Genomic DNA, 25,820 nt, shown 5'->3' on the forward strand with positions numbered 1-25,820 from the left:
GCGCGGCCCTCAGCCCAGCCGGGCCGGGAGCCGGCCGAGGCCTTCCACCAGTTCAGCCTGGCTGCCACACAGCGCAATCCGGATCCAGCCCTCGCCGATCGAGCCGAACGCGGTGCCGGGGGCAAAGGACACCCCGGAATCGGCCAGGAAGCGCCGGACCCAGGAGCGCACATCCCCGCCGCTGACGTGGGACACATCGGCCCAGAGGTAGAAGGCCCCCTGCGCGGTGAGGAACGGGATCGCCTTGGCCTCCAACACCGCCGAGGCGGCGTCCCGGTTGGCCCGGTAGTGCGCGTGGGCGTGGCTGACGTAGTCCTGCGGGCCCGTCAGGGCGGCAAGCGCCGCGTACTGCGAGGGGGAGGCAACGCAGGACACGATCGCCTCCATCACGTTGTTCATCTGCTGCTCCAGGCCGGGCGGGCAGATCAGGGCGCCGATGCGCAGCCCGGTCAGGCCGTAGGTTTTGGAGAGCGTGAGCGAGGTGAACACGCGGGCTTCGCCGGGGACGTCGCTGTCGAAACGGGCTGGGCTCACATGCGGTACGTCGTAGGTGAACGCCTCGTAGCATTCGTCGGAGATGATCCACAGGTCATGGCGGACGGCCAGTTCCACGAGGCTACGGGTCAGCTCTTCGCCCAGGACGGCACCCAGCGGATTCGACGGCGAGTTGAGGATCAGCACCTTGGTCCGCGGCGTGATGAGCTCCTCGATGTCCGCGATCCGGGGCTGGAAATCGTGTTCGGGGTACAGCGGGTACCGGACGGGGACGGCGTGCAGCAGGCTGCTGGTCATCGCGAACGTGGGGTAGCCCGGATTGGGGATCAGGATCTCATCGCCGGGGGAGAGCAGCAGGCTCATCGTGAAGTGCAGGCCCTGCTGGGCGCCGTCGACCACGTACACCCGGTCCGCCCCGACCGGCGTCGCGTTGTGTTCGCGGAACCTGGCCGCGAACGCCTCGCGCAGGGCCGGGATGCCGGCGTTGGGGGTGTAATTGGTTTCGTCGCGGTCCAGGCAGGCCATCCCGGCGTCGAGGATATGGCGGGGCACGGCGAAACCCGGTTCCCCGATACTCAGGATGATCGCGCCGGGAGTTCCCCAGGCCGCCTCGGTGATCTCGCGGATCTGGTTGATGGGAACATCGCGGACGTGGGCGGCTAGCTCGGGCATGTCTGCCATCCTAGCCGTCGCGGGCAGCTCCCGCGCCGGGGGCGGCTCCGGCGCAGATATACTGGGGAGCGTGCTTTCTGGACTGGTAATAGTGGACAAGCCGCAAGGCTGGACCAGCCACGATGTGGTTGGACGGATGCGGCGGATCGCCGGTACCCGAAAAGTGGGCCACGCCGGAACGCTGGACCCCATGGCCACGGGCGTCCTGGTGGTCGGTATCAACAAGGCCACCCGGCTGCTCACCTACATCGTGGGCACCTCCAAGACCTACACCGCCACCATCCGGCTGGGCGAATCAACTGTCACCGACGACGCCGAGGGTGAGGTCACCGCCACCCGCAGCGCTGCCTCGGTCACCGAGGCTGCGGTCCGGGCCGGCGTCGCAGCTTTGACCGGGGAGATCGAACAGGTTCCCAGCAGCGTCAGCGCTATCAAGGTCAACGGGGAACGCGCCTACGCGCGGGTCCGCTCGGGCGAAGAGGTCAAGCTGGCCGCACGTCCCGTCACCATCCACCGCTTCGAGGTCCACGGGGTCCGTCCGGCGCGTGGCGGCGAGGCTCTGGACGTGGACGTCCTCGATGTGGATGTCACCGTGGAGTGCTCCTCTGGCACGTACATCCGGGCGCTGGCCCGCGACCTGGGCGAGGCGCTCGGCGTCGGCGGTCACCTGACGGCGCTGCGCCGGACCCAGGTGGGCCCCTACACCCTGGACCAGGCCCACACCCTTGAACAGCTCGCCGAAGAGCTGGACGTGCTGGAAATGTCGCTCGCCGCCCGGGCGCTGATGCCCAACCGCGAACTCACCGACGAGGAAACCACCGAGATTTCCTTCGGCCGCAGGATCGCCGCGGGGGCGGCCGCCGGGACGCCCTCCGCAGCCACGCCGGAGAAGCCGGCCGCAGGCTTCTCGCCGGATGGGACGCTGGTGGCGCTGCTGGCCGACGCCGGCAGCTACGCCAAGCCGGTGCTGGTCTTCGCTCCGGACAATGAGAAGCGGGCACCGCAGCCGCCGACGGCGGAACAGCAGGCCGGGCAGTAGTGGACGCGTATTTCTACATCATTATGGTGGTCGGGCTGGTTTCCACGGTTATCTGCCTGACCGCCGGCATCCTCAAGAAGGCGCCGAACGACACAACGATCCTCTCGGTGGCCGCCGTCGAACTGTCCCTGCTGGTGTACCTGGTCGGTTCGATCGTGCGGGTCGCGGGCGGCGAGCCGATCGCGGGGGAGCCGTGGGAGTTCTGGGGGTACCTGCTGACTGCCCTCCTGTTGCCGGTCGCGGCGGTCTACTGGGCCATCCTGGAACGCACCCGCTGGAGCAACTTCGTGCTGGCCGCCGTCGGCGTCACCGCGCTGGTGATGGCGGCCCGAATGAATCAGATTTGGTACTGACATGGAAGAGGCAAAGAACGTGACGGCGAAACCTTCGCTTGAGGACACCGGTACGACGCCGGGCGTTGCTCCGCCAGGCGCCAGCTCGGCCGGTTCCGTTCCGGCTGGATCCGTTCCGGCGGGTGAGACCTCGGCCGGCGATTCTTCGGCGGCGCCGGCGGCGCCGGATACGCGTAACACCGGTCCCGGCCGTCTGCTGATTGCCGTGTACGCCGTCTTCGCGATCTCGGCGACGGCCCGGGCGGGATACCAGATCCTCACCAAGTTCTCCGAGGCCCCGTTGGCGTACCTGCTGTCGGCGTTCGCCGCCGTCGTCTACCTCGTGGCCACCGTTTCCCTCGCGAAGTCCGGCCGCACCTGGTTCAGAGTCTCCGTCGTGGCAGTGCTCGTGGAATTGGTGGGTGTGCTGGTGGTCGGGGCGCTCAGCGTGTTCGACTCGGTCAACTTCCCGCACGAGACCGTCTGGTCCCTGTTTGGCCGGGGCTACGCATTCATCCCGCTGCTGCTGCCGGTCCTGGGCCTGATCTGGCTGTACCGCCGCCGTCCGGCGCCGAACCGGGCCTGAGCGCTTTAGCCCGCGTCCTGGTCCGTAGGCTGGACCGTGGGCGGGTCCGCTGGCCGGTCCAGTTCCTGGAACAGCGTGATCTGGAGCCCGGCCGCGCCGTCCAGCCGTGAGTTCACGGAGCGCCACGGTGTTTCCCGCGGCTCCGCGATGAGGGTGCCGCCGGCCTCCACGAGGTCCCGCGTGGCCGCTTCCGCGTCGTCAACCTCGAAGGCCACCCGGATTCTGGCGCTCGGCTGACCGTCGGCTTCCACTTGGTCGATGTATTTGACCTGCGCCGGGTTGGAGAGTTCCAGGGTGGCGCGGCCCGCGTCCAGGATCGTGATGCGTGCTTCGCCCTCGCTGGGGACCGTCTCACGTTCCACGAGTCCGAGGACGTCACGGTAAAAGGTCAGGGCGGCATCGTAATCCTCCGTCTCAACGACGAGCCGCAGTTGCCGGACAGGAGGCGGGGTGTGGTTTTCGGTAGTCATACCCGAACCCTAATCTGGGCTGATTCAGAGCGGAACACTGCTGTTCGCTACTGCCGCCCGGACCGGCGTCGCGGGCTCAGTCCGGTCCGGCGTCGAGTCCCAAGAGTCTGCGGCGCAGGCCCGGCCACGCCGCTGAGAATCCGGGATGCAGCTCCTTGTCGCCGACATGCTCGACCGGCACCCACTGCAGCTCCAGGCTTTCCGGGTCGCTGATCTCCGGTTCAAACGACTCCACAACGTCGACTGCAACGGTGGTGTAGGTCCAGTAGCCGACGTCGAACACCGACGTGAACAGCACCCGCACGCTCTGCGGCGGCACGGCGGCCTCTTCCTTCGCCTCGCGGAGGGCGCCGTCGACTGCCTGTTCGCCTTGGTGCAGGGCGCCGCCGGGGAGTCCCCACGTTCCGCCCTGATCGCTCCACAGCGCCCGGTGCTGCAGCAGGATGCCCTTGGCGGGGTCGTGAACCAGCAGCCCTGCCGAGCCGAAGCGCCCCCAGAACCGGCCACGGTCGCCTTCAACCCACGCGTCACCGGGATCGCGGGGTCCGAGTGGACGACGCAGCTCGAAGGGAAGCTCGTGGGTTGGTGCGGCGCCGTGCTGCGAGTCGTCGGGCCGCTCCTTGTGGGGGTATGCGGAGCTGGAGGTGGGGGCGACTGGGCGGTCCATGCCCCCAGTTTCCCACGGGACTGCTCACCCCGGCCGAAGTGTGACCCCGCGGGCCGGGGGCGGTGCAGGTCTTCGCGGGATGCTGCGTGCCTGAGATCAGGTGACAGCCCGATCGGTGAAAAATGTCGTAGCTTCGCGGGATGATTTGAGTGTGGACAACAGGACGGCGTTGAGTGTTGAACTCAGGGAGGCGGCGGAGGCCGTTGCCACGTCTGCTGCCGCGTTGGCTGTTCTTGCTGGTGTGGGTGTGGGTGTGGATGTCGAGGATCAGCCGGGGGCTGATCGGTTGCGGGATGTGGCGGATGCCTGTCTGGAAGGGTTCGCGGAGGTCCGCCGGCTGGAGGCCCGGGCTGCGGCGTTGAAGGTGCGGCTGGCCGCGGAGTACGCGGCGGCCGCTGCGGCGTTGGCGGCCCCGGCGGCGTCTCCGCAGGAATGTACTGCCCGGGACATGGCGGTGGTGGCCGAGGTCGCATGTGTGCTCACCGTCAGCGAACGTTCTGCCTCCGCCCTCCTGTCCGACGCTCAGGAATTGACGACGGCGCTGCCGCTGACCCTGGGGGCCTTGCAGGCCGGGGCGATTTCGTGGCAGCACGCCCGGATCATGGTCGACGAAACCGCCGGGCTGGACGCGGCCGGGGCGGCGGCGCTGGAGGCGCATTTCCTGGACCCGGACGTATCGGACCCGGCCCGGGGGTGTCCGGCCGGGGAGCTGGTGCCGGGCCGGTTCCGGGCCAAGGCACGGGTGTGGCGGGAACGCCACCACCCGGTGAGCATCGAAAAACGCCATAGGAAGTGTGCGGCGGACCGGAGGGTCGAGTTCGTCCCGGACCGCGACGGCATGGCCTGGCTCAACTCCTACCTCCCGGCGGACACCGCTGCGGGGATCTGGGAAAGGACCACCGCCGGGGCCCGGGCGCTGCAGGGCCCGGGCGAGTCCCGGACTTTGACCCAGCTCCGAGCCGACATCGCGGCCAGCCTGCTTCTGAGCAGCGGACTTGCCGACAGCGTGACAGTAACCCCAGCCAGCGGGACAAGAACCCCGGCCGGGGAGGGGCTAGCCGGCGCGGTGGACGGCGCCAGTGCCGGCCGCATGGCCGAACCGGGGATCTGCGGGGGTGTGCCGGTCCCGCGGGCGCAGGTCCTGGTCACCGTCCCGGTGATGTCCCTCCTGGGCCTCACGGATGAACCGGCGATGCTGGACGGGTACGGGCCGATCCCGCCGTCCATGGCCAGACGCCTGATCGCCGACGGCGCCGACTCGTTCCACCGGGTTCTGATAGACCCGCGGGACGGGGCGCCGCTGGAAATCGGCCGGACCAGCTACCGCATCCCGAGGTCCGTGCGGCAATGGCTCCGGCTCCGGGACGGAAAATGTCCCTTCCCGGGCTGCAACAACCCCTCCCTCGACAACGAGGCAGACCACCTGCTGGCCTGGGCCGGCGGAGGCACCACCGGAATCTCCAACCTCGGCCAGCCCTGCCGCAAACACCACCGCCTCAAACACACCTCCGCCTGGACACCCACCGGCGCCAGCAAGGACCATCCGCCGGGATGGATTTCACCGTCAGGACGGCACTATCGCAGCGAACACCAGGACTGGGAACCACCCCACTGGCCAGGCCGCATTCTCCGCATAGATGACGGACCGAACCGAAGCATTCCCCCGGACCCCGGCCCGCTCAAAGACGAAGGCCCCGAGCCGGACCTGCCTCCCGACCCGTTCCCGGACTGGCACGAATTCATTGCCCGGCACGAATGGCCTGTGGCGGAAATGGACGATCAGGGCTGGCTGGTGCCCCTCGACCAGTCATTTCCGGAAGACCTCCCGTGGCAACTTGTCTGGACGGCTGGGGCTGAAGCCTGCCGCCACCGCGCTTTCGAGGGAACTGCGCAAGCGAGGCAACTGCGCAACTAGCGGAACTGCGCAAAGACCCTCACCGGTTCGGGACGAAAATCCGAGCCTTCCGTGAAACCCACGGCCTCATAGAAGGCACGTTGTCCGGGTTCGTCGTCGGTGATCAGCACCAGTTGCCGGACATGCTCGTAACGCTTCTGCACGGCGTCGAGCAGCGCGCGGCCGGCACCTGATTTCTGGAAGGCCGGATCCACCAAGATGTCCTGCACGTAACAGATGGTGGCGTCGTCCGAGACCGCGCGGGCCAGCCCAACCAGCCCGCCGCCGCCAGTCCGGGCAGTGACAACGAAGGAAGAGCCGCGGATGGCGCGGGAGAGGACGCCGGGTTCGCGGGTATACGCAGTCCAGCCCACGGACTGGTACAGCGCCAGCACCTCGGAGTCGGAAACTGGCGTGCCGGCAAGGACCGTGAACTCAGGCATCGGAACAGTGTCGCACACCGGCGTACCCCGCGGCCCGGGCAAGAGGTGTTAGCGTATCGCCGAACGTGCGCTGCGGTCCGGGTCTGCTGTGGCGCCAACCCAGGAGGGACGACCTATGAGCTCATCCGCGGGCCACAATCGTGGAGCGGCTGCGGACGCCGACGGGTCCCCAGCACCCAGGGCTTCACCAGCGCACACACCCCCGGCTGCGCCCTCCCGGGTCCTCTTCTACGGAGTAACCGGTAGCGGCAAGTCGTCCGCCGCCCGCGCCTACGCCAAGGCCACGGGGCTGCCTGAGTTCTCGGCGGACGATGACATTGGCTGGCTGCCCGGGTGGCAGCAGCGCACCGTGGAGGAGCAACGGGACATCGCCGCCGGGATTGCGGCCCAGGACCGCTGGGTGCTGGACAGCGCCTACGGTGTCTGGCGCGACGTTGTTGTGCCGCGGGCGGAGCTCGTCGTCGGCCTGGATTATCCGCGCTGGCTCTCGCTGGCCAGGCTGATACGCCGATCGCTGCGGCGGGCCTTGACCCGCGAACCCGTCTGCAACGGCAATCACGAAACCCTGGCCCGGCTTTTCGTCGAAGACTCGATTCTCCGCTGGCATTTCCGGTCGTTCACCAGGAAACGCCAGGTTATGCGGGGACTCCAGGCCGACCCTGCCATGCCGCCGGCGATCCTCTTCCGTCATCCCCGGCAGCTTGACGCCTGGCTCGCGCAGCTGCCCGCCAAGGACGGGCGGTCCGGGCGGGCCGAAGGCCTCTGACCGAACAACGGCGGAACGTGCTTACGCTGGACCCATGGCTGAACTCAAGGTCCCGCATGGGCTGCGGGAGGCTGATCGCGCTTCCCTGCTCAGGGCCGTGAAAACAATACATACCTTTGCGTGGTTCACCATCGAGGCCTGCATGGTCTACGTCCTGTATGCCGGTGCCCGCGGCCGCACCGACAGGAAAGTGGGCCTGGCCGCTGGCGTTGTGGCGACTGAGACCTTGGTCTTTGCCGCCAACGGATTTCATTGCCCGCTGACCGCCGTGGCGAAGGACCTGGGCGACGAGACGGGCTCTGTCACCGACATTTATCTGCCGCGGTGGTTCGCGAGGAACCTCCCTGGCATCCACGTACCGTTGATCCTCGCCGCCGTGCTGTTGCACTGGCGCAACTACCGGGCCGCCGGCGGCACCAAGGTGTAGGGAACATCCGTGACCTGGGTGGACCGCCCGGCAACGCCGGCCGCGGCCAGCGCCAGGGTTCAGCTGGCATCCGCCCGGCCCGCCCGGTCACCCCGCCGCCGGCGCGCCCGGCCACCGCGCCGAGATGCGCGGCCTACTTCTTACCGAACAGGCCGCCCAGGATCCCGCCGAGCCCGCCAGATCCGTCGCGCCCCTCTTCCTCGTTTTTACGCTCCACCGGCTGGCTCTCCGGGAAGTCGACGTCGATCAGCTCACCGGGACGCGGCGCCCCGCCGGCGGGCTGGCCCTGCGGGAAGGCCTGCGGTTCCAGCGGAGAGTCCTGTCCGGCCTCCGGCGCAGCTGCCTGAGACGACGGCTGGCCGCCGCCAAGGATCCCGCCCAGCAGATCGCCCAGCCCGCCCATGCCGCTGGCGCCGCCGGCAGCAGCGCCGCCACCCAGGATCCCGCCCAGAATTCCGCCGAGGTCAATGCCGCCCGGACCGCCCGACCCACCGGCGCCGCCGGACCCGCCCGCTTCAGCCGACTGCCCGCGGCCGCCGAGGATCTTGTTCGCAAGATAGGACATCACGATCGGCGCCAGGATCGGCAGCAGCTTCTTCATCAGGTCGCCGCCGACGCCGCCGAGCTGGGACGTCCCGGCCAGCTGGCTGGCCACCTGGTCCTGCTGCCCGCCGAAGACGTGGCTCACGATCTTTTCACCGTCGGCCGTGTCCACCTGCGCGACGTCGACGCCGCCCTCCAGCAGCCCGTCCTGGTGCTGGCCGAGCGCGGACTCCAGCGACGCGGCGCCGTCGGAAGCCTGCGCGTTGACCTGCATTCCGGCCAGCAGCGTGGGCACGGCGGCCTCCACCGCGGCCTGGGCGGTCTGCTGGTCGGTGCCGAGCAGGCCGGCAATCTGGTCTACCGGAATCTGCCGCAGGATGTCGTGGAGCTCGGTCATGGGGTACTCCTTCAGCCGCATGTCGGTGCGGGCTTCGCTGGAACCGGCGCCAGGGCAGGCGCCGCCGGACTGTTGCCCTTGCATCGTAGTCCGGGCATCCTGAACGCGAAAGAACGCCCCCGGGGGCCGGGAACGCCGTCGGAGACCTGCCACGTTTGCGGGTAATCTAGGAGAGTTCCGGAGCGGGCAGGTTTCTCCGGAGAAGCACATGGCAGGAAGCAAAAGGCGAGGTTGATGGTCCACATCTGGAACGATCCGTCCGAAGTCCCGGCGGACTTTGGTCCTTCCGTCGTTACCTTCGGAAACTTCGATGGCGTTCACCGCGGTCACCAGCAGGTGCTCTCGCAGCTCATCCGCGTCGCCCGCCTGAACCACGCCAAGGCCGTCGCCATCACCTTCGACCCGCATCCGGCGCAGGTCCACCGCCCCGAATCCGCCCCCGAACTGATCATGGGCCTGGAGGACAAGCTGGTGGCGCTTGGCGAACTGGGCCTCGACGCCGTGCTGGTGATGAAGTACTCCCTCGAGCTGGCCAGCCTCACACCCGAAGAATTCGTCGCCGACATCCTGGTCGGCAGCCTCAAGGCCAGCCACGTGGTGATCGGCCACGACGCCCGGTTCGGCCGGGGCAACTCCGGGGACCTGGACACCATGCAGGAGCTCGGCAGGAAGCTCGGCTTCGAGGTGCTGGTCATCAGCGAGTTCGGCTCGGAAGGCTTCCCGCTGCACGGCGACGTGCACGACGACGGCGGCACGGACCGCCGCTGCTCCTCCACCTGGGTGCGCGAGGCTCTGAGCGAGGGCGACGTGGCCACGGCCGCCGCCGTCCTGGGGCGGGCGCACCGGATGCGCGGCGAGGTGGTCCACGGCGCCGCGCGCGGCCGCGACCTCGGCTTCCCCACGGCCAACCTCGCCGCCGACGCCAGCGGCTACATCCCGGCGGACGGCATCTACGCCGGCTGGCTCGTGGACCAGGCCGGAACGCGCTGGCCCGCCGCGATCTCCGTCGGTTCCAACCCCACGTTCTACGGCGTCAGCCGGCAGGTCGAAGCCCATGTCATCGACCGCCCGGAAGAAGCTGTTGAGGACTTTGATCTGTACGGCCAGACAGTTGTGGTGGAATTCGTCGCCCGGCTGCGGGGGATGGTGGCGTACCGTGGCCCTGAGGCCTTGGTGGACCAGATGCGCCTGGACGTGGTCCAGGCCCACAACATCCTGTTCGCCCGCTAAGAAACTGCGCTCAAGAACCGCGCAAAACACTGGGCAGGACAGCTGCGCAACTGCCGGACAGGACCGCCGAGATGATTCGGAGCGGTCCCGGCGGCTCGCCGGCCGGTCGGCACTGAGACTCACAGCCATTTGGCAAGGAAGGCAAGACTGTGACCATTGAGAAGAATACGCGGGAACTGGACAAGGAAATCGTCCGGGACTTCAGTTCCCGGATGAGCTACGCGTCCTACCTGCAGCTGCCGACGCTCCTCAGCGCCCAGCAGCCGGTCAGTACTCCGGAGCACCACGACGAGATGCTGTTCATCATCCAGCACCAGACCACGGAGCTGTGGCTCAAGCTGGTCCTGCACGAGCTCCGCAGCGCCGCCGCCTGGCTCCGCTCCGACGATCTCGGCTCGGCGCTGAAGGCGATCGCCCGGGTCAAGCACATCCAGAAGACCCTGACCGAGCAGTGGTCCGTGCTGGCCACCCTGACGCCCACTGAGTACTCGCAGTTCCGCGGCTTCCTGGGCAACTCCTCCGGGTTCCAGTCCAGCCAGTACCGTGCGGTGGAATTCCTGCTCGGCAACAAGAACCGCAAAATGCTGCCGGTGTTCGAATCCGACCCCGAGGCCCACGCGATGCTGCTGGAGCTCCTCGAATCCCCGAGCATCTACGACGACTTCCTCGCCTACCTCAAGCGCCAGGGCTTCGACGTTCCCGCGTCCCTGCTGGAACGGGACGTCACCCAGGCCCACGAATTCTGCGCCGAGCTGGTCCCGGTGTTCAAGTACATCTACGAGAACGCGGCTGACAACTGGGGCGCCTACGAGGCCTGCGAGGAACTCGTGGACCTCGAGGACAACTTCCAGCTTTGGCGGTTCCGGCACCTGCGCACGGTGCAGCGCACCATCGGCATGAAGTCCGGGACCGGCGGCTCCAGCGGCGCGGCGTTCCTGCAAAAGGCCCTGGAACTGACTTTCTTCCCCGAGCTTTTCGCCGTCCGGACGGAGATCGGCCAGTGAGCGCCGTGCAGCCGGAAACCGCGGGCGCCCAGGCGCAGGCCACCGCCGGCAACAACACAGCACTCCTGCAGCGAGCCCGGGAACTGGACGCCGCCGACCCGCTCGGCGCCTACCGGGAGCACTTCATCGGCACGGACACGGAGCTGTCCTACCTGGACGGCAACTCCCTGGGCCGCCCGCTCAAGCGCACCGTCACAGACATCAGCAGCTTCATCCAGGACAGCTGGGGCGGCCGGCTGATCCGCGGCTGGGACGAGGAATGGCTGGAACTCCCGCAAGCAATCGGCGACCAGCTCGGCCGGGCCGTCCTTGGCGCCGCGCCCGGGCAGACCATCATCGCCGATTCCACCACAGTGGTGCTCTACAAGATGATCCGGGCCGCGCTGGCCGCCGTCACGGACCCGGCCCGCACCGAAATCGTGCTGGACACGGACAATTTCCCCACCGACCGCTACCTCGTCGAGGGCATCGCCCGCGAAGAAGGCCTCACGCTGCGCTGGATCGACGCCGACCCCGCCTCCGGTGTGACCGTCGAGCAGGTGCGGGCCGCCACCGGCCCGGCCACCGCCGTCGTGGTCCTGAGCCAGATCGCCTACCGCTCCGGGTTCCTCGCAGACCTGCCGGGGATCACCGCGGCCGTGCACGACGCCGGCGCCCTGGTGGTGTGGGACCTGTGCCACTCCGCCGGTTCGGTGGAGATCGCCCTGGACGCCGCCGGCGTCGACTTCGCCGCCGGCTGCACTTACAAGTACCTCAACGGGGGACCGGGCTCGCCCGCTTTCGCCTACGTCAACGCCCGCCACCTGCCCGGGCTGCAGCAGCCCATCTGGGGCTGGATGGGACGCAAGGACGCCTTCGAAATGGGGCCCGGCTATGAAGCCGCCGCCGGAATCCGCGGGTTCCTCAGCGGCACCCCCGCGATCTTCGGGATGCTCGCCATGCGCGGCACCCTGGACCTGCTCGAGGAGGTGGGCATGGCCGCGGTCCGGGAGAAGTCCCGCCTGCTGACCGCGTTCGCCGTCGAACTCCACGACGCCTGGCTGGCCCCGGCCGGCGTCGTGCTGTCGACGCCGCGGAATCCGGAGCTGCGCGGCAGCCACATCACGGTGGACCACCCGGCCTTCCGGGAAATGACCGCCGCGCTGTGGGACCAGGATGTCATTCCCGACTTCCGGGCGCCGCAGGGCATCCGGATCGGACTGTCCCCGCTCAGCACGTCCTTCACCGAGTTGTACCGCGGCATGGCGGCCATCAGGGAACGGCTGGCAGGGATCCCTTCCGGGGAGTAGCAGGGCTGGCCGTTTCGACAAGATTAGCGGTGTGCCGGTAAACTAAACGTTGGATCCGGCTGCAGTCCGTGGCGGCTGGCTCTTGTTGTGTACGGGAAGGCTCTTCTTTGGAGAGCGGATCCGGCGCGGCACCCCCGGCAGTGAGTTACTGATTCGGGCCTCACGGCACATCTCTAGGAGTTATTGTGGCACTTGAAGCCGCTGTAAAGCAGTCCATCATCAAGGATTTCGCAACGTCCGAGGGCGACACCGGTTCGCCGGAGGTCCAGGTTGCGGTCCTGACTCAGCGGATCAAGGATCTCACTGAGCACATGAAGGTGCACAAGCACGACTACCACACCCAGCGCGGTCTGCTGGCCATGGTTGGTCGTCGCAAGCGCATGCTGTCCTACCTCAAGAACACTGACATCACCCGCTACCGTAAGCTCATCGAGCGCCTCGGCCTGCGCCGCTAGTCAGCTTTAAGGGGCGGCCCCTTCCGGACCGGAAAGGGCCGCCTTCTTCAAACAAAAAACTCAACAGGAGGATCAACCGCATCACGCATTCGCGGTCTTCGGTAGTGATCCCCGGGAACGGCTTCAAGGAACGAAGCCTTAGCCCGTGGGTCTCGATCGATGACCGGGTGCAGTGCAGGCCAGTAGACAGATGCTGGGCTGGGTTGATGCGGCTGGACTCCGTGAACCATGAAACGGAGGTGACTCTCTATGGAGGGTCCCGAAATCCAGTTCTCAGAAGCAGTCATTGACAATGGCCGCTTCGGCAAGCGCGTAATCCGCTTCGAAACCGGCCGCCTTGCCAAGCAGGCAGCCGGCGCAGCGATGGTCTACATCGACGAAGAGACCGCCCTGCTGTCCGCAACCACCGCCGGCAAGCACCCGCGTGAAGGTTTCGACTTCTTCCCGCTGACCGTCGACGTCGAAGAGCGTATGTACGCCGCCGGCCGCATCCCGGGCTCGTTCTTCCGCCGCGAAGGCCGTCCCTCCACGGAAGCCATCCTGGCCTGCCGCCTGATGGACCGCCCGCTGCGCCCCGCCTTCGTCAAGGGCCTGCGCAACGAGGTCCAGATCGTCGTCACCGTGCTGTCCATCAACCCGGACGAGCTCTACGACGTCGTCGCGATCAACGCGTCCTCGATGTCCACCCAGCTTTCCGGCCTGCCCTTCTCCGGCCCGATCGGCGGCGTCCGCGTTGCCCTCATCGCCGACGAGCACGGCTCGCAGTGGGTTGCGTTCCCGAAGCACTCCCAGCTGGAGAACGCCGTCTTCAACATGGTCGTCGCCGGCCGCGTTGCAGGTGACGACGTCGCCATCATGATGGTCGAAGCCGAAGCCACCGACAACTCCTGGAACCTCATCAAGGAACAGGGCGCCACCGCCCCCACCGAAGAGGTTGTTTCCGAAGGCCTCGAGGCTGCCAAGCCGTTCATCAAGGCCCTCTGCGAAGCACAGTCCGACCTGGCAGCCCGCGCCGCCAAGCCGACCGTCGAGTTCCCGGTCTTCCTGGACTACCAGGACGACGTCTACTCCGCTGTTGAGTCCGCTGCCGCCGACAAGCTGGCCGCTGTCTTCCAGATCGCCGACAAGCAGGAGCGCGACACCGCTTCCGACGAGCTCAAGGACGAGGTCACCTCCTCCCTGGCCGGCCAGTTCGAAGGCCGCGAGAAGGAGCTGTCCGCAGCCTTCCGCTCCGTCACCAAGCAGGTTGTGCGCCAGCGCATCCTCAAGGACCAGATCCGCATCGACGGCCGCGGCCTGACGGACATCCGCCAGCTCACCGCCGAGGTTGAGGTTCTGCCCCGCGTCCACGGCTCGGCCATCTTCGAACGCGGCGAGACCCAGATCATGGGTGTCACCACGCTGAACATGCTCAAGATGGAACAGCAGATCGACTCGCTGTCTCCCGTGACGCGCAAGCGCTACATGCACAACTACAACTTCCCGCCGTACTCCACCGGCGAGACCGGCCGCGTCGGCTCCCCGAAGCGCCGCGAAATCGGCCACGGCGCCCTCGCAGAGCGCGCCATCATGCCGGTGCTGCCGTCCCGCGAGGAATTCCCCTACGCCATCCGCCAGGTGTCTGAGGCTCTCAGCTCCAACGGTTCGACGTCGATGGGTTCCGTCTGCGCCTCCACGCTGTCCCTGCTCAACGCAGGTGTGCCGCTGAAGGCCGCTGTTGCCGGTATCGCCATGGGCCTGGTCTCCGACCAGGTTGACGGCCAGACCCGCTACGCCGCCCTGACCGATATCCTCGGCGCCGAAGATGCCTTCGGCGACATGGACTTCAAGGTCGCCGGTACCTCCGAGTTCGTCACGGCCATCCAGCTGGACACGAAGCTCGACGGCATCCCGGCGTCCGTCCTGGCCGCCGCCCTGAAGCAGGCCCGCGAAGCCCGACTGCACATCCTGGACGTCCTGACCTCCGCGATCGACACCCCGGACGAGCTCTCCGAGTTCGCGCCGCGCGTCATCGCGGTCAAGATCCCGGTAGACAAGATCGGCGAGGTCATCGGCCCGAAGGGCAAGATGATCAACCAGATCCAGGAAGACACCGGAGCCGACATCTCGATCGAGGACGACGGAACTGTCTACATTGGCGCCACGAACGGCCCGTCTGCCGACGCAGCACGGTCCGCGATCAACGCCATCGCCAACCCGCAGATCCCGGAAATCGGCGAGCGTTACCTGGGCACGGTCGTCAAGACCACCACCTTCGGCGCCTTCGTTTCCCTGACTCCGGGCAAGGACGGCCTCCTGCACATCTCCGAGCTGCGCAAGATCGCCGGTGGCAAGCGCGTGGACAACGTCGACGACGTCGTCTCCGTCGGCCAGAAGATCCAGGTGGAAATCACCAAGATCGACGACCGCGGCAAGCTCTCCCTCTCACCCGTTGTGGCTGAAGAGGCAGGCGCCGAGAGCGCTGACAACGCTGAGGTCTCCCTGGAGTCCGCAGAGTAGTCTTTCCTGACTCAAGCGGCGGGGCCGGTGGATTCGTCCACCGGCCCCGCCGCCGTTAAAGGCAGGTAGGATGGCAGGCAGATTTGGCATGTGTTAACTGAAAGGCCTTAATGACTGTCGTCCCCCTGCCGCTTGAGCAGAACCAGCACGCTGACACCCTCATCCACGGAGCCGACGGCGGTTCCGAGGTGCGCCGTTCGGTTTTGCCCGGCGGCGTCCGCGTGCTGACCGAGGCGATGCCCGGGCAACGCTCGGCCACCATCGGCTTCTGGGTCGGCGTGGGCTCACGCGACGAGGCTCCCGGGCAGCACGGCTCCACGCACTTCCTGGAGCACCTCCTGTTCAAGGGCACCAGGCGCCGCACCGCGCTGGAGATCGCCTCGGCCTTTGACGAGGTGGGCGGGGAATCCAACGCCGCGACGGCGAAGGAAAGCACCTGCTACTTCGCCCGCGTGCTGGACACCGACCTGCCGATGGCGATCGACGTCATCGCGGACATGATCACCGGCGCCGTGCTGGACCCGCAGGAGATGGAGCAGGAACGCGACGTCATCCTCGAGGAGATCGCGATGGACAGCGACGATCCCACGGACGTGGCCCACGAACACTTCGTCGCCGCGGTGCTGGGAACCCACCCGCTGGGCCGGCCGATCGGCGGCACCCCGGACGCCATCCGCGCCGTCGCCCGCGACTCCGTCTGGGACCACTACCGCCGCTACTACCGTCCGGACGAGCTGGTCATCACCGCCGCCGGGGGACTGGACCACGACGTCGTCTGCGGACTGGTGGTGGATGCCCTGCACTCCGCCGGCTGGAGTCTCGAGCCCGACGCCGCCCCGGTGCAGCGCCGCTCCACCGACCGGGCCGATATCACCGGCACCGCCGGCCTGCACGTCGTCAAGCGTCCCGTGGAACAGGCCAACATCATCATGGGCTGCCCCACGATCGTCGCCACCGACGACCGCCGCTTCGTCATGAGCGTGCTCAACGCGGTGCTCGGCGGCGGCATGTCCTCCAGGCTGTTCCAGGAAGTCCGGGAAAAGCGCGGCCTGGTCTACTCGACCTACTCTTTCGCCTCCTCTTACGCCGACGCCGGCTACTTCGGCATGTACGCCGGCTGCACGCCGTCGAAGGTCCGCCAGGTCCTCGAGCTCCTCGGCGCCGAACTCGACAAGCTGGCCGAGGGCGGCATCTCGGACGAGGAACTCCGCAAGGCAGTCGGGCAGCTCTGCGGCGGCATCGTGCTGGCGCTGGAGGACACCGGCTCCCGGATGTCCCGGCTGGGCCGCGCCGAACTGGTCTCCGGTGAATACCAGGACATCGACGAAACTTTGCGCCAGATCAAAGCCGTGACGGCAGCCGAGGTCCAGGAACTCGCCCGCGAACTGGCGGCCGCTCCGCGGACCGTCACCGTGGTGGGCCCCTTCGAGGAATCCGAGACCTTCGGCCTCTGACGCCCGCGGCCGCACCTAGACACGGCGAGCGGCGCCGCGTGATGATGGGGATGGGCTCACTCGGGAGGCCCCTGGAAGGAATCCTCAGAAGGGGTCCCTGGAAGGAAGACATGGACCGGCCGCTGCCAGGCAGTGCACACGAGGCGCTTGAAGCGTTCCTGGGGCACTGGACCGGGACCACGCAGTGGGAGGCCACATCCTGGGGGCCGGCGCGGGTCGCCGCCGTCGAAGTGACCTTCGCTCGTGCCGCCGCCGGGCTGGCCGTCACGCACAGCTACCGGCACACGGAGGCCGACGGCGCCCGCTCCGAAGGCCACGGCGTCTTCACCGTGGACCCCGACCGTCCGGACACCCTCTGGTACCACGTCAACAGCATGGGGCTGCCCCCGGAGGCGCCCGCGCGCGCCAGCTGGCTGGAGGGCACGCTCACCATGGAACGGCGCAGCGACCGCGGCACGTCCCGGCACACCTTCCGGGTGGACGACGGCGTGCTGACGCACAGCGCCGGGCTCCGGCTGGGGTCCGCGACCGACTTCACGCCCCTGATGATCTCGGTCTGCCGTCGTGTGGACGAGGATGCGACCGTCCCGGCCTGACACACGCTCCCGCGGTTGATGCGATAGAGCGTCGGACCCTCCCTCACGTGTGCTGATGGAGCGTCGGAGCGGCCAACCGTTGCCATAACGTTGCAAAGCCGCCTTTGAAATCCGTTGACACGCCCTGACCTGCGCCTTTAGATTGACTGTAATCTGAATCACCTTTCAGGTTCAGTGCAGTTCGAGTCAGATCCTGTGCTCAGATTCCGCGGATTTCTCAAGAAAGGCATCCCGTGAAGGATACAAAGAAGTTCCTGATGGCCGCCGTCATGGCCACCGGGCTCGCCCTCAGCGCCTGTGCCCCCTCTGCCGGCACCGCAGCGCCGGCCGAGTCGGGCAGCACCACGGCCGCCGAGCCTGTTAATGTCGGCATCATCTACTCCAAAACCGGACCGCTGGCAGCCTACGGCGCCACCTACTACGAAGGCCTGCAGGCGGGCATCGACCACGCCACCGACGGGACCGGGGCCGTCAACGGGGCCAAGATCAACCTCACCTACGCCGACGACGGCGGGGATCCGGACAAGGCCGTGACGGCCGCGAAGGACATGATCGGCAAGGGTTACAAGATCATCGGCGGGACGGTCGCCTCGGGCATTGCGCTCAAGCTCGCCGAACAGGCCGCCCAGAACAAGGTCCTGTACATCTCCGGACCGGCGGCCACTGACGCCATCCAGGGAATCAACAAGTACACCTTCCGCTCGGGCCGCCAGAGCCTCCAGGATGTGGCCACCGCCGGCTCCTTCATCGACACCAACGGCAAGAAGGTGGTTGTCTTCGCGCAGGACAACGCCTTCGGCCAGGGCAACGTTGCCGCGGTCAAGGCCGTCCTGGGAGCCAAAGGCGCCACCGTTGAGGAAGTCCTCGTTCCGGAAGGACAGGAACTAACCCCCTTTGCCCGCCAGCTCGTCGATGCCAAGCCCGACATGGTCTTCGTGGCGTGGGCCGGGGCCACCACCGGCACCATGTGGCAGACCCTGAGCCAGCAGGGCGCCTTCGACGTCGCACCGGTGGTCACCGGGCTTGGCGACGCCGCCACCTTCGGGGCCTACGGCGAGGCGACCTCCAAGATCAGCTTCCTGAACCACTACTTCCCGGGCGCCTCGGGCACCGAGGTGGAGAAGAAGATGATCGCTTCGGTCGAGAAAGCCGGCAAGAAGGCGGACCTCTTCACCCCTGACGGCTTCGTGGCCGGCCAGATGATCGTCCAGGCCATCAAGGAAGGCGGCTCCGACGCCGACGCCATGGTCAAGGCCCTCGAGGGCTTCAGCTTCGACGGCCCCAAGGGCAAGCAGACTGTCCGCGCCTCGGACCATGCCCTCATCCAGGACATGTACCAGGTGAAGCTCGTCCAGAAGGACGGCAGCTGGGGCCCCGAGCTCGTCAACGTCGTTGCGGGCGACACTGTCGCACCGCCGGAAAAGAAGTAACTCGTCGGGGCGCTGTGCCGCCGAACACCGGCTATCACCGGAACACGGCACAGCGCCGCGCACCATCCCCACGGCCCCAGCGAGTCACAAAGGACCCGAATGAATTCCCCAGCCCTGCCCGCCCTCGCGGTGGACGGCCTCGGTCTCCAGATCGGCGGTGCCCGCATCCTCCAGGATGTGAGCTTCACTGTCGGCACCGGCGAGATGATCGGCGTCATCGGCCCCAACGGCGCCGGCAAGACCACCTTGTTCAACCTGATTTCCGGTGTCATGCGGCCCACCACGGGCAGCATCGCGCTGAACGGCAGGGAGATTACGTCCGCGCCGATCCACCGCCGGGCCAAGGCAGGGCTGGGCCGGACCTTCCAGACCTCCAACCTGTTTCCCCGCCTCAGCGTGCTGGAAAATGTCCGGCTTGCCGCACAGGCGAAACTTGGCGGGAGCAACAGCCTCCTGCGCTTTCCCTCCGCCTCCGATGAGGCCACCCGGACAGCCCGCAGCACCATCGAGGAGGTCGGCCTTACCGGCCAGCTCACGACGGCGGCGGGGGACCTCTCGCATGGCGAGAAGCGCAAAGTGGAGATCGCCGTCCTTCTGGCGACGAATCCCGCCGTCGTGCTTCTGGACGAGCCGATGGCCGGGGTGGCGTCGGGGGACGTCCCGTCCCTCAGCGCCATTATCCGGGGGATGCACCGGGACCGCGGCTGCACCGTGATGATGGTGGAGCACCACATGGACGTGGTCTTGGGCCTCGTGGACCGGGTGGCCGTGATGCATCATGGCAGCCTGCTCGCCCTGGACAGCCCGGAGGCCGTGATGTCCGACCCCACCGTACAGAGTGCCTACCTGGGAGAACCCGTATGACCGCCGCAGCGGAAACCCGACCCATCCTCAGGATCGAAGGTCTCAGCGCCCATATCGCCGGACAGCAGGTGGTGGAGGATGTCTCCTTCACCGTCCCGGCCACCGGCATCACCGCGCTGCTGGGCCGCAACGGCGTCGGAAAGACCAGCACCATCAAGGCCATCATCGGCCTGATCGACCGCACCGGGGCCGTGGAGCTCGACGGCGTGCGGATCGAGAAGGAGCCGACCTTCAAGATCATCCGCAGCGGTGTGGGCTACGTACCCGAGGACCGCGAAGTGTTCTCCAAGCTCACCGTGGCGGAAAACCTCCGGCTCGCCGAACGCGACGACGCACCCAGGCGCCAGCTGGTCGAGGACCTCTTTCCGGACCTGCTTGCCCGGTCCGCCCAGATGGCCGGGACCCTCTCCGGCGGCCAGCAGCAGATGGTTTCCCTGGCCCGGGCGCTGCTGAACACCAACAAGATCCTGCTCGTCGACGAACCCACCAAGGGCCTGGCCCCGAAAATCGTGGCCGAAGTCGCCGAGACCCTCGCCGAAGCAGCGAAGACCGTCCCCATCCTCTTGGTCGAGCAGAATCTGCACGTCGTGCGCCAGCTCGCGGAAGGCTCGGTGGTCCTCTCCGGAGGCCGGGTGGTCCACACCGGCAGCGCCCTGGGATTCCTCGACGACGCCGAGCTGACCCAGCGGCTGCTGGGCGTCGCCGCCGAAGGCCCTGCCCGGGAGAACTCGCAGGACAACGCACGGGAAAACACGGGCAAAACTCCGGCGACAACAGAGGCGGCCCCCGCCGGGAAAGGCGCCGCCCTGTGAGTACCGTCGTCCTGCTCCTTTTCACCGGTCTGGGCCTGGGAGCGCTGTACTTCCTGGTGGCCGCCGGGCTGTCCCTGATCTACGGCCTGATGGGTGTGCTCAACTTCGCCCACGGCGCGTTCCTGACCCTCGGGGCGTTCGCCGGCTGGGAAGTCGCCCGCCGCACCGGCTCCGACGACTGGGGGATCTTCCTGCTCTCCCTGCTGGTCGGCGCCGCGGCAGGCGCCGCCTTCGCCGCCTTCACCGAGTTCGTGCTGATCCGCCGGCTGTACCAGCGGCACATCGAGCAGCTTCTCATCACCCTGGGCCTCTCGCTCGCTGCGGTGGCACTGTTTGATGGCATCTGGGGCACTGACCCGGTGTTCATCCAGGGACCTGCCTGGTTCAAGGACACCACCGAGATCCTCGGTGCCCGCGTTCCCAACGACCGGTTTGTCTGCATCATCGCCGCCGTCCTGGTACTGCTGGCCATGGTGTTCTTCCTGAAGAACACCCGCTACGGCATGATCATCAGGGCCGGCGTCGAGAACCGCTCCATGGTGACGGCCCTCGGCATCGACGTCCGGAAGGCCTTCACCTTGGTCTTTACCATCGGCGGTGCCGCCGCGGGCCTGGGCGGGGTCCTGGCCTCGCACTACTTCGGTTACGTCTCGCCGATGCTGGGCGGTTCCCTGCTCATCTTTGCCTTTATCGTCACCGTGATCGGCGGACTGGGCTCGCTGACCGGGGCGGCCATTGCCGCCGTCGCGGTGGCTGTCCTGCAGCAGTTCGCCAACTTCTACCTGGGCGGCACCGGCGACTTCGTTGTGGTGCTGGCCCTGGCGCTTGTGCTGCTGTTCCGTCCCTCCGGCCTGCTCGGGAGAACCTCATGACCACCGATACCGACGCCGCCGGCACCAACAGCACGGGGGCCAACAGCCAGGACATCCCCGGCGCGGGGGCGTCCGGCACGGCCGACGGCGCTCCCCGCCGGACAGCGCCCGACCAGCGTTCCACCCCGTCCGGCAAGCCGCGCCCGACCCGCCGGACGATCGTCGGCGCCGCCGCCGGGCTCGCCGGCATAGTCCTCCTGGTGCTGCTGCCATTGCTCAACCTGTCCCTGCCCGGAGTGCTGCCCGGACCCACCTACACCCCGGGATCCCTGCAGTTGCTGGCCATGTGCATGCTGATGGCCGCCGCGGCCCTCACGTACCACCTGCTGCTGGGCGTCGCCGGACTCCTCTCCTTCGGCCATGCCCTGTACTTCGGCGCCGGCGTCTACGGGCTGGCCATCATCCTGCAGAACCTGGACATCCCGCTGCTTCCGGCGATGGGCCTGACCCTGCTGGTTGTGATCGTGCTGGCCCATGTCGTAGGCAGCATCAGCCTGCGGGTCAGCGGCATCCCCTTTGCCATGGTCACCCTCGCCTTCGCCCAGGCCGGATCCGTCATCGTGGGGCGCAACCCGGACGGCACCACAGGCGGAGACGAAGGCCTCTCGCTGCGCACCGAGAACCTGCCCGATTTCCTCGTGGGCGTGGTCAATACCCGCAACCTCTACTGGCTGGCCCTGGCAGTGCTTGTGGCGGTGTTCATCGTGGTCACCTGGGTGCAGTCCTCCCGCGCCGGCCACGTCGCCGCCGCGGTCCGGGAGAACGAACTCCGCGTCCGCGTCCTGGGCCTGCAGCCCTACCTTGTGAAGCTGCTGATCTTCGTCGTCTCAGCCGTCCTGGTCAGCATCATCGGGATGGTGTTCCTGCTCCTGCAGAGCGGAGCCGTCCCGCGGGCCATCTCCGCCGATCTGACCATCACCCTGCTCGTTATGGTGGTCCTGGGCGGTGTCGGCTCCCGCTGGGGCGCCGTGATCGGCGGCGTTTTCTACACCATCCTGGACCAGCGCCTCACAACGCTCGCGAACTCCGACGCTATCGACGCCCTGCCGGACATCCTGCGGATACCGTTGTCTGAACCCTTGTTCATCCTGGGCACCCTGTTCATCCTGGTGGTGCTGTTCTTGCCGGGCGGCCTGACGGGCACCGCGCAGCGGCTCGCCCGGCGCCGCAACCGGCTCCGGGGCGCCGGGGAAGCCCGCACCGGGGAAGGCAGCACGGCACATGACAGGACTGGACATGACCGGACTGAGGCGTCCCGCGAGATCCTGGAGGAATCGGCATGACACCCGCTGACGGACTGCACACCCTGGGCCGCTGGACCACCGACCGCAGCCACGCCACACCGCACCGGATCGCCGTCGATGACCGCGGCTGCACGCTGAGCTACGGCGAGCTGGAACGCCGGGCGACCTGCCTGGCGGCCGGCTTGGCGGCTGCCGGCTACGTGACGGGGGACCGGATCGCCACCCTGACCGGCAACAGCTCGGATCACGTGGTGGTTTTCTTCGCCTGCGCCAAGGCGGGGCTGGTCCTCGTTCCGCTGTCCTGGCGGCTTTCACCCCGGGAACTCGCAGCGCAGCTTGAACTTGCTGACCCCCAGCTGCTGCTCGTCGAGGACGAACTGGATTCCCTCGCGGCAGGCGCGTGCGCGCTGCTGGCGCACCGGCCCCGGACCGCCGCGCTGGGTCCCGGCGGGGTCGAAAAATCCGTGCCGCCGCCGTCACGTGCGCTGGCCGCCACGGTGCCCGCTCCGGGCGCCGGCCGGACGGGCGATCGTGGGCCTGACGATCGCCGGCCTGAGCAGCCGCGGGAAGTCCGCGACGACGACCCGCTCCTGATGATCTTCACGTCCGGCACCGAGGGGGCCAGCAAGGCCGCCGTGCTGACCCACGCCAACTGCTTCTGGACCAACCTCTCGCTGTCCCGGACGATGGATCTGGGCAGCACCGACGTGGTGCTGGCCGTGCTGCCGCAGTTTCACGTCGGCGGCTGGAACATCCAGCCCCTGCTGGCCTGGTGGACCGGCGCCACGGTGGTCCTGGAACGGGGCTTCGAACCCGGCCGGGTCCTGCAGCTGATCGCGGAGCGAAGGGTCACCATGCTCATGGGCGTCCCCACCCAGTACCTGATGCTCGCCGAGCACCCCGACTTCGCCACCGCCGAGCTGGGCAGCCTCCGGCACGCCGTGGTGGGCGGGGCACCCATGCCGGCGGCACTGCTGCGCATCTGGCACCGCAGGGGTGTGGCGTTGAGTCAGGGCTACGGCTTGACCGAGGCCTCGCCCAACGTGCTCTGCCTCGCCAACGAGGATGCCCTGCGGATGGTGGGATACTCGGGCAAACCGTATCCGCACGTCGCCGTCGCGGTGGCCGATCCGGTCACCGGGGAAATCCTGGAGGGCGCCGCCTCCGGGGAGCTGCTGGTGGGCGGACCGGGGGTCTTCGCGGGCTACTTCCGCGATCCCGCCGCGACGGCCGCCGTCCTCGCCGGGGACTGGCTGCGCACCGGGGACCTGGTGGAGCGCGACGCCGAGGGCTACATCAAAGTCGTGGACCGGCTCAAGGACATCTACATCTCCGGTGGCGAAAACGTGGCCCCCGCCGAGGTCGAGGCGGCGCTGCTGGCCCATCCGGCGGTGGCCCAGGCCGCCGTCGTCGGCGTGGCGGACGAACGCTGGGGCGAAACCGGCGTGGCATTTGTGGTGATCCGCCCCGGCATGGCCACGGATGAGCAGGAACTCCTGGAACACTGCGGGGCCCGGCTGGCGCGGTTCAAGGTTCCCGGACGGATCGAGACCGTGGGCGCGCTGCCGCGCACGGCGCTGAACAAGGTATTGCGCGCCCGGTTGCGGCAGCAGCTGGACGAGCGCGGGCATGCTGGACGCCCCGCCGGGAACGGGACCGCTGCCCGCCCCGCCGGCGCGGCCGCGTCCCTGCCCGTTGACGGGAGCCGGAGGTGAGCGCCGTGCCGCGCACCGCGAGGGGCACCCGTACCCGGGCCAAGCTGCTCCAGGCTGCCGAAACCGTGTTCGCCTCCGTGGGCTATCACGAAGCCTCGATCGTAAAAATCACCGAGGAGGCCGGCGTCGGCCTGGGCACCTTCTACCTGTACTTCGAGGGAAAACAGACCATCTTCGATGAGGTGGTCGAGGACCTGAACCGGCGGGTCCGGCACGCCATGACCGACGCCGCCCGCTCCGCCGGCACCCGGTTCGACGCCGAACGGGCCGGCTTCCGGGCCTTCTTCAAGTTCACGGCGGAACACCCCGCGCTGTACCGGATCATCCGGCAGGCCGAGTTCGTCTCGCCCGGGGCCCTGCGCCTGCACTACACCCGGATCGTCAACGGCTACATCGAAGGGCTCAAAGCCGCGCAGCTAAGCGGCGAAGTCCGGGACATGGATCCCACCGTGGCGGCCTGGGCGCTGATGGGCATCGGCGAGCTGATCGGCATGCGCTGGGTGCTGTGGGACGAGGAAGGCGCCGAACCCGCGCAGGGCGCCCGGCCGGACGTCCCGGAGGAAGTCTTTGAAGAAATGATGCAGTTCATCGAACGCGCACTCGCCCCCGCACCGGGAGCCACGACGCGAAGCACCGCTACCGGCACCACCCCTACCCAGGAAGGGACAGCCCCGTGAACCAGACAGCCAGTAACACAGCCGCCAACAATCCAGCCGGCAACTCCACGTACCGGACCACGGAGGTCCACGTCCGTGGCGGAACCCTGCATACCGCCCTCTGGGGCCCCGAGGACCCGGCCGCGCCGACCATCCTCGCGGTCCACGGGGTGACGGCCTCCCACAAGGCCTGGCCGAAGCTGGCTGAAGCCCTGCCGGACGTCAGGATCATTGCCGCGGACCTGCGCGGCCGGGGGCTCAGCAACGCCCTGCCCGCGCCGTACGGCATGCCCTCCCACGCCGAGGACCTCGCTGCTGTGCTTGCCGCGCTGAGTACGGGCCCGGTGGTTGTGGTTGGCCATTCGATGGGCGCTTTCGTTTCCGTGGTGCTCGCCAACCTGTTCCCGCAGCTTGTGCGGTCCCTGGTGCTGGTGGACGGCGGACTGCCGTTGCAGGTGCCCGCGGACCTCAGCGACGAGCAGATTGTCGCGGCGGTGCTGGGACCCGCGGCCGAGCGGCTGAACGCCGTCTTCCCCAGCCGGGAGGCGTACCGCAGCTACTGGAAGCAGCATCCGGCCTTCAGCGCGGACTGGAGCCCGCTGGTGGAGGACTACGTTGACTACGACCTCACCGGCGAGGAACCGCTGCTCCGGCCGGCCACCCGGTACCAGGCGATGGCGGACGACACCGCCGAACTGCGCCGCGGTCCGTCACTCCTCAAGGCCCTGGACGAACTCGCGGTGGAGACCCTGGTGCTGCGGGCGCCCCGCGGCCTGCTGGACGAACCCGGCGGCCTGTACGCACCCGGGTATCTGGATGCCTGGGCCGACAAACTGCCCGCGCTGACAGTGCGCGAGGTCCCGGACGTCAACCACTACACGATCATCATGGGCGCTGCGGGCGCCGCCGCCGTCGCGGACACCGTGCGGGAGGCGCTGGCGCTGGCGTAGCTGGCTCTGCGTGAGCCCC

Annotated in this window: 26 protein-coding genes; 21 read left to right on the forward strand and 5 right to left on the reverse strand. The window is 68.1% G+C overall.

What is annotated here, in order from left to right:
• Positions 1-9: 9 nt before the first annotated feature.
• Positions 10-1,167: a pyridoxal phosphate-dependent aminotransferase gene (locus FS787_RS16070; RefSeq protein ID WP_186329221.1), complete on the reverse strand. Its 1,158-nt coding sequence runs from the start codon at positions 1,165-1,167 to the stop codon at positions 10-12.
• A gap of 70 nt (positions 1,168-1,237) precedes the next feature.
• Here FS787_RS16070 and truB point away from each other — a divergent pair, with 70 nt between their 5' ends.
• Genes truB through FS787_RS16085 form a run of 3 tightly spaced genes read left to right on the forward strand, consistent with a single transcriptional unit; the run spans position 1,238 to position 3,124 of the window.
• Positions 1,238-2,206 carry a tRNA pseudouridine(55) synthase TruB gene (gene truB / locus FS787_RS16075; RefSeq protein ID WP_144673946.1) on the forward strand — a complete coding sequence of 323 codons (969 nt, stop codon included), beginning with the start codon at positions 1,238-1,240 and terminating at the stop codon, positions 2,204-2,206.
• Entirely contained in the window at positions 2,206-2,559 is a 354-nt protein-coding gene (locus tag FS787_RS16080; RefSeq protein ID WP_144673948.1) for a hypothetical protein, read from the forward strand. The genes truB and FS787_RS16080 overlap by 1 nt, the downstream gene beginning before the upstream one ends.
• Position 2,560: 1 nt before the next feature.
• Positions 2,561-3,124, forward strand: coding sequence for a hypothetical protein (locus FS787_RS16085; RefSeq protein ID WP_260982597.1), 564 nt, complete (start codon positions 2,561-2,563; stop codon positions 3,122-3,124).
• A gap of 5 nt (positions 3,125-3,129) precedes the next feature.
• Here FS787_RS16085 and FS787_RS16090 read toward each other — a convergent pair whose 3' ends face one another.
• The gene (locus tag FS787_RS16090; RefSeq protein WP_144673950.1) at positions 3,130-3,594 is read right to left on the reverse strand and encodes a VOC family protein; all 465 of its coding nucleotides are present in this window, start codon (positions 3,592-3,594) and stop codon (positions 3,130-3,132) included.
• A 76-nt stretch (positions 3,595-3,670) separates the two neighbouring features.
• Positions 3,671-4,261 carry an NUDIX hydrolase gene (locus tag FS787_RS16095; RefSeq protein WP_144673952.1) on the reverse strand — a complete coding sequence of 197 codons (591 nt, stop codon included), beginning with the start codon at positions 4,259-4,261 and terminating at the stop codon, positions 3,671-3,673.
• A gap of 169 nt (positions 4,262-4,430) precedes the next feature.
• Here FS787_RS16095 and FS787_RS16100 point away from each other — a divergent pair, with 169 nt between their 5' ends.
• Positions 4,431-6,176 (forward strand): HNH endonuclease signature motif containing protein, encoded by a 1,746-nt coding sequence (locus FS787_RS16100; protein WP_144673954.1) that lies wholly within the window; start codon positions 4,431-4,433, stop codon positions 6,174-6,176.
• Here FS787_RS16100 and FS787_RS16105 read toward each other — a convergent pair.
• The gene (locus tag FS787_RS16105) at positions 6,173-6,598 is read right to left on the reverse strand and encodes an N-acetyltransferase (RefSeq protein ID WP_144673956.1); all 426 of its coding nucleotides are present in this window, start codon (positions 6,596-6,598) and stop codon (positions 6,173-6,175) included. The two genes, FS787_RS16100 and FS787_RS16105, sit on opposite strands and share 4 nt — an antisense overlap.
• 115 nt (positions 6,599-6,713) lie before the next feature.
• Here FS787_RS16105 and FS787_RS16110 point away from each other — a divergent pair, with 115 nt between their 5' ends.
• Positions 6,714-7,364, forward strand: a complete 651-nt coding sequence (locus tag FS787_RS16110; RefSeq protein ID WP_186329222.1) for an adenylate kinase — start codon at positions 6,714-6,716, stop codon at positions 7,362-7,364.
• A 34-nt stretch (positions 7,365-7,398) separates the two neighbouring features.
• Positions 7,399-7,791 (forward strand): hypothetical protein, encoded by a 393-nt coding sequence (locus FS787_RS16115; RefSeq protein ID WP_144673958.1) that lies wholly within the window; start codon positions 7,399-7,401, stop codon positions 7,789-7,791.
• 133 nt (positions 7,792-7,924) lie between these two features.
• Here FS787_RS16115 and FS787_RS16120 read toward each other — a convergent pair whose 3' ends face one another.
• A complete protein-coding gene (locus tag FS787_RS16120; protein WP_144673960.1) occupies positions 7,925-8,731 on the reverse strand; it encodes a DUF937 domain-containing protein in 807 nt (268 codons plus the stop codon).
• Between the two features lie 234 nt (positions 8,732-8,965).
• Here FS787_RS16120 and FS787_RS16125 point away from each other — a divergent pair, with 234 nt between their 5' ends.
• The 15 genes from FS787_RS16125 (at position 8,966) to FS787_RS16195 (ending at position 25,801) form a co-directional block, all read left to right on the forward strand.
• Positions 8,966-9,961, forward strand: a complete 996-nt coding sequence (locus tag FS787_RS16125) for a bifunctional riboflavin kinase/FAD synthetase (protein ID WP_144673962.1) — start codon at positions 8,966-8,968, stop codon at positions 9,959-9,961.
• Positions 9,962-10,110: 149 nt separating this feature from the next.
• The gene (gene kynA, locus FS787_RS16130; protein ID WP_144673964.1) at positions 10,111-10,965 is read left to right on the forward strand and encodes a tryptophan 2,3-dioxygenase; all 855 of its coding nucleotides are present in this window, start codon (positions 10,111-10,113) and stop codon (positions 10,963-10,965) included.
• A gap of 5 nt (positions 10,966-10,970) precedes the next feature.
• A complete protein-coding gene (locus FS787_RS16135; RefSeq protein WP_395940363.1) occupies positions 10,971-12,254 on the forward strand; it encodes a kynureninase in 1,284 nt (427 codons plus the stop codon).
• Positions 12,255-12,439: 185 nt separating this feature from the next.
• Entirely contained in the window at positions 12,440-12,709 is a 270-nt protein-coding gene (gene rpsO, locus FS787_RS16140) for a 30S ribosomal protein S15 (RefSeq protein ID WP_144673966.1), read from the forward strand.
• A 249-nt stretch (positions 12,710-12,958) separates the two neighbouring features.
• Positions 12,959-15,208 carry a polyribonucleotide nucleotidyltransferase gene (locus FS787_RS16145; RefSeq protein WP_144673968.1) on the forward strand — a complete coding sequence of 750 codons (2,250 nt, stop codon included), beginning with the start codon at positions 12,959-12,961 and terminating at the stop codon, positions 15,206-15,208.
• A gap of 110 nt (positions 15,209-15,318) precedes the next feature.
• Positions 15,319-16,662, forward strand: coding sequence for a pitrilysin family protein (locus FS787_RS16150; RefSeq protein WP_056432463.1), 1,344 nt, complete (start codon positions 15,319-15,321; stop codon positions 16,660-16,662).
• A gap of 110 nt (positions 16,663-16,772) precedes the next feature.
• A complete protein-coding gene (locus FS787_RS16155; protein ID WP_144673970.1) occupies positions 16,773-17,258 on the forward strand; it encodes a DUF1579 domain-containing protein in 486 nt (161 codons plus the stop codon).
• A 233-nt stretch (positions 17,259-17,491) separates the two neighbouring features.
• The gene (locus FS787_RS16160; RefSeq protein ID WP_144673972.1) at positions 17,492-18,688 is read left to right on the forward strand and encodes a substrate-binding domain-containing protein; all 1,197 of its coding nucleotides are present in this window, start codon (positions 17,492-17,494) and stop codon (positions 18,686-18,688) included.
• Between the two features lie 99 nt (positions 18,689-18,787).
• Positions 18,788-19,552, forward strand: coding sequence for an ABC transporter ATP-binding protein (locus FS787_RS16165; RefSeq protein ID WP_144673974.1), 765 nt, complete (start codon positions 18,788-18,790; stop codon positions 19,550-19,552).
• Positions 19,549-20,364, forward strand: a complete 816-nt coding sequence (locus FS787_RS16170; protein WP_144673976.1) for an ABC transporter ATP-binding protein — start codon at positions 19,549-19,551, stop codon at positions 20,362-20,364. Before FS787_RS16165 ends, FS787_RS16170 begins: the two co-directional genes overlap by 4 nt.
• On the forward strand, positions 20,361-21,236 hold the full coding sequence (locus tag FS787_RS16175; RefSeq protein WP_144673978.1) for a branched-chain amino acid ABC transporter permease: 876 nt from the start codon (positions 20,361-20,363) through the stop codon (positions 21,234-21,236). The genes FS787_RS16170 and FS787_RS16175 overlap by 4 nt, the downstream gene beginning before the upstream one ends.
• Positions 21,233-22,519: a branched-chain amino acid ABC transporter permease gene (locus tag FS787_RS16180; protein WP_260982598.1), complete on the forward strand. Its 1,287-nt coding sequence runs from the start codon at positions 21,233-21,235 to the stop codon at positions 22,517-22,519. The genes FS787_RS16175 and FS787_RS16180 overlap by 4 nt, the downstream gene beginning before the upstream one ends.
• Positions 22,516-24,195, forward strand: a complete 1,680-nt coding sequence (locus tag FS787_RS16185) for a class I adenylate-forming enzyme family protein (RefSeq protein WP_144673980.1) — start codon at positions 22,516-22,518, stop codon at positions 24,193-24,195. Before FS787_RS16180 ends, FS787_RS16185 begins: the two co-directional genes overlap by 4 nt.
• A complete protein-coding gene (locus FS787_RS16190; protein ID WP_144673982.1) occupies positions 24,192-24,872 on the forward strand; it encodes a TetR/AcrR family transcriptional regulator in 681 nt (226 codons plus the stop codon). The genes FS787_RS16185 and FS787_RS16190 overlap by 4 nt, the downstream gene beginning before the upstream one ends.
• Positions 24,869-25,801, forward strand: a complete 933-nt coding sequence (locus tag FS787_RS16195; RefSeq protein ID WP_144673984.1) for an alpha/beta hydrolase — start codon at positions 24,869-24,871, stop codon at positions 25,799-25,801. The genes FS787_RS16190 and FS787_RS16195 overlap by 4 nt, the downstream gene beginning before the upstream one ends.
• Positions 25,802-25,820: the final 19 nt, after the last annotated feature.

It is taken from the genome of Arthrobacter sp. U41, assembly GCF_007679325.1.
Taxonomy (GTDB): Bacteria; Actinomycetota; Actinomycetes; order Actinomycetales; family Micrococcaceae; genus Arthrobacter.

What these genes read in the sequence shown, in the direction of transcription:
- FS787_RS16150 (WP_056432463.1), top strand. Translation starts at nt 15,319, where the DNA reads ATGACTGTCGTCCCCCTGCCGCTTGAGCAGAACCAGCACGCTGACACC.
- FS787_RS16155 (WP_144673970.1), top strand. Translation starts at nt 16,773, where the DNA reads ATGGACCGGCCGCTGCCAGGCAGTGCACACGAGGCGCTTGAAGCGTTC.
- FS787_RS16170 (WP_144673976.1), top strand. Translation starts at nt 19,549, where the DNA reads ATGACCGCCGCAGCGGAAACCCGACCCATCCTCAGGATCGAAGGTCTC.
- FS787_RS16185 (WP_144673980.1), top strand. Translation starts at nt 22,516, where the DNA reads ATGACACCCGCTGACGGACTGCACACCCTGGGCCGCTGGACCACCGAC.
- FS787_RS16110 (WP_186329222.1), top strand. Translation starts at nt 6,714, where the DNA reads ATGAGCTCATCCGCGGGCCACAATCGTGGAGCGGCTGCGGACGCCGAC.
- FS787_RS16070 (WP_186329221.1), bottom strand. Translation starts at nt 1,167, where the DNA reads ATGCCCGAGCTAGCCGCCCACGTCCGCGATGTTCCCATCAACCAGATC.
- FS787_RS16115 (WP_144673958.1), top strand. Translation starts at nt 7,399, where the DNA reads ATGGCTGAACTCAAGGTCCCGCATGGGCTGCGGGAGGCTGATCGCGCT.
- FS787_RS16145 (WP_144673968.1), top strand. Translation starts at nt 12,959, where the DNA reads ATGGAGGGTCCCGAAATCCAGTTCTCAGAAGCAGTCATTGACAATGGC.
- FS787_RS16120 (WP_144673960.1), bottom strand. Translation starts at nt 8,731, where the DNA reads ATGACCGAGCTCCACGACATCCTGCGGCAGATTCCGGTAGACCAGATT.
- FS787_RS16105 (WP_144673956.1), bottom strand. Translation starts at nt 6,598, where the DNA reads ATGCCTGAGTTCACGGTCCTTGCCGGCACGCCAGTTTCCGACTCCGAG.
- FS787_RS16095 (WP_144673952.1), bottom strand. Translation starts at nt 4,261, where the DNA reads ATGGACCGCCCAGTCGCCCCCACCTCCAGCTCCGCATACCCCCACAAG.
- FS787_RS16125 (WP_144673962.1), top strand. Translation starts at nt 8,966, where the DNA reads ATGGTCCACATCTGGAACGATCCGTCCGAAGTCCCGGCGGACTTTGGT.
- FS787_RS16090 (WP_144673950.1), bottom strand. Translation starts at nt 3,594, where the DNA reads ATGACTACCGAAAACCACACCCCGCCTCCTGTCCGGCAACTGCGGCTC.
- FS787_RS16085 (WP_260982597.1), top strand. Translation starts at nt 2,561, where the DNA reads ATGGAAGAGGCAAAGAACGTGACGGCGAAACCTTCGCTTGAGGACACC.
- FS787_RS16180 (WP_260982598.1), top strand. Translation starts at nt 21,233, where the DNA reads ATGACCACCGATACCGACGCCGCCGGCACCAACAGCACGGGGGCCAAC.
- FS787_RS16165 (WP_144673974.1), top strand. Translation starts at nt 18,788, where the DNA reads ATGAATTCCCCAGCCCTGCCCGCCCTCGCGGTGGACGGCCTCGGTCTC.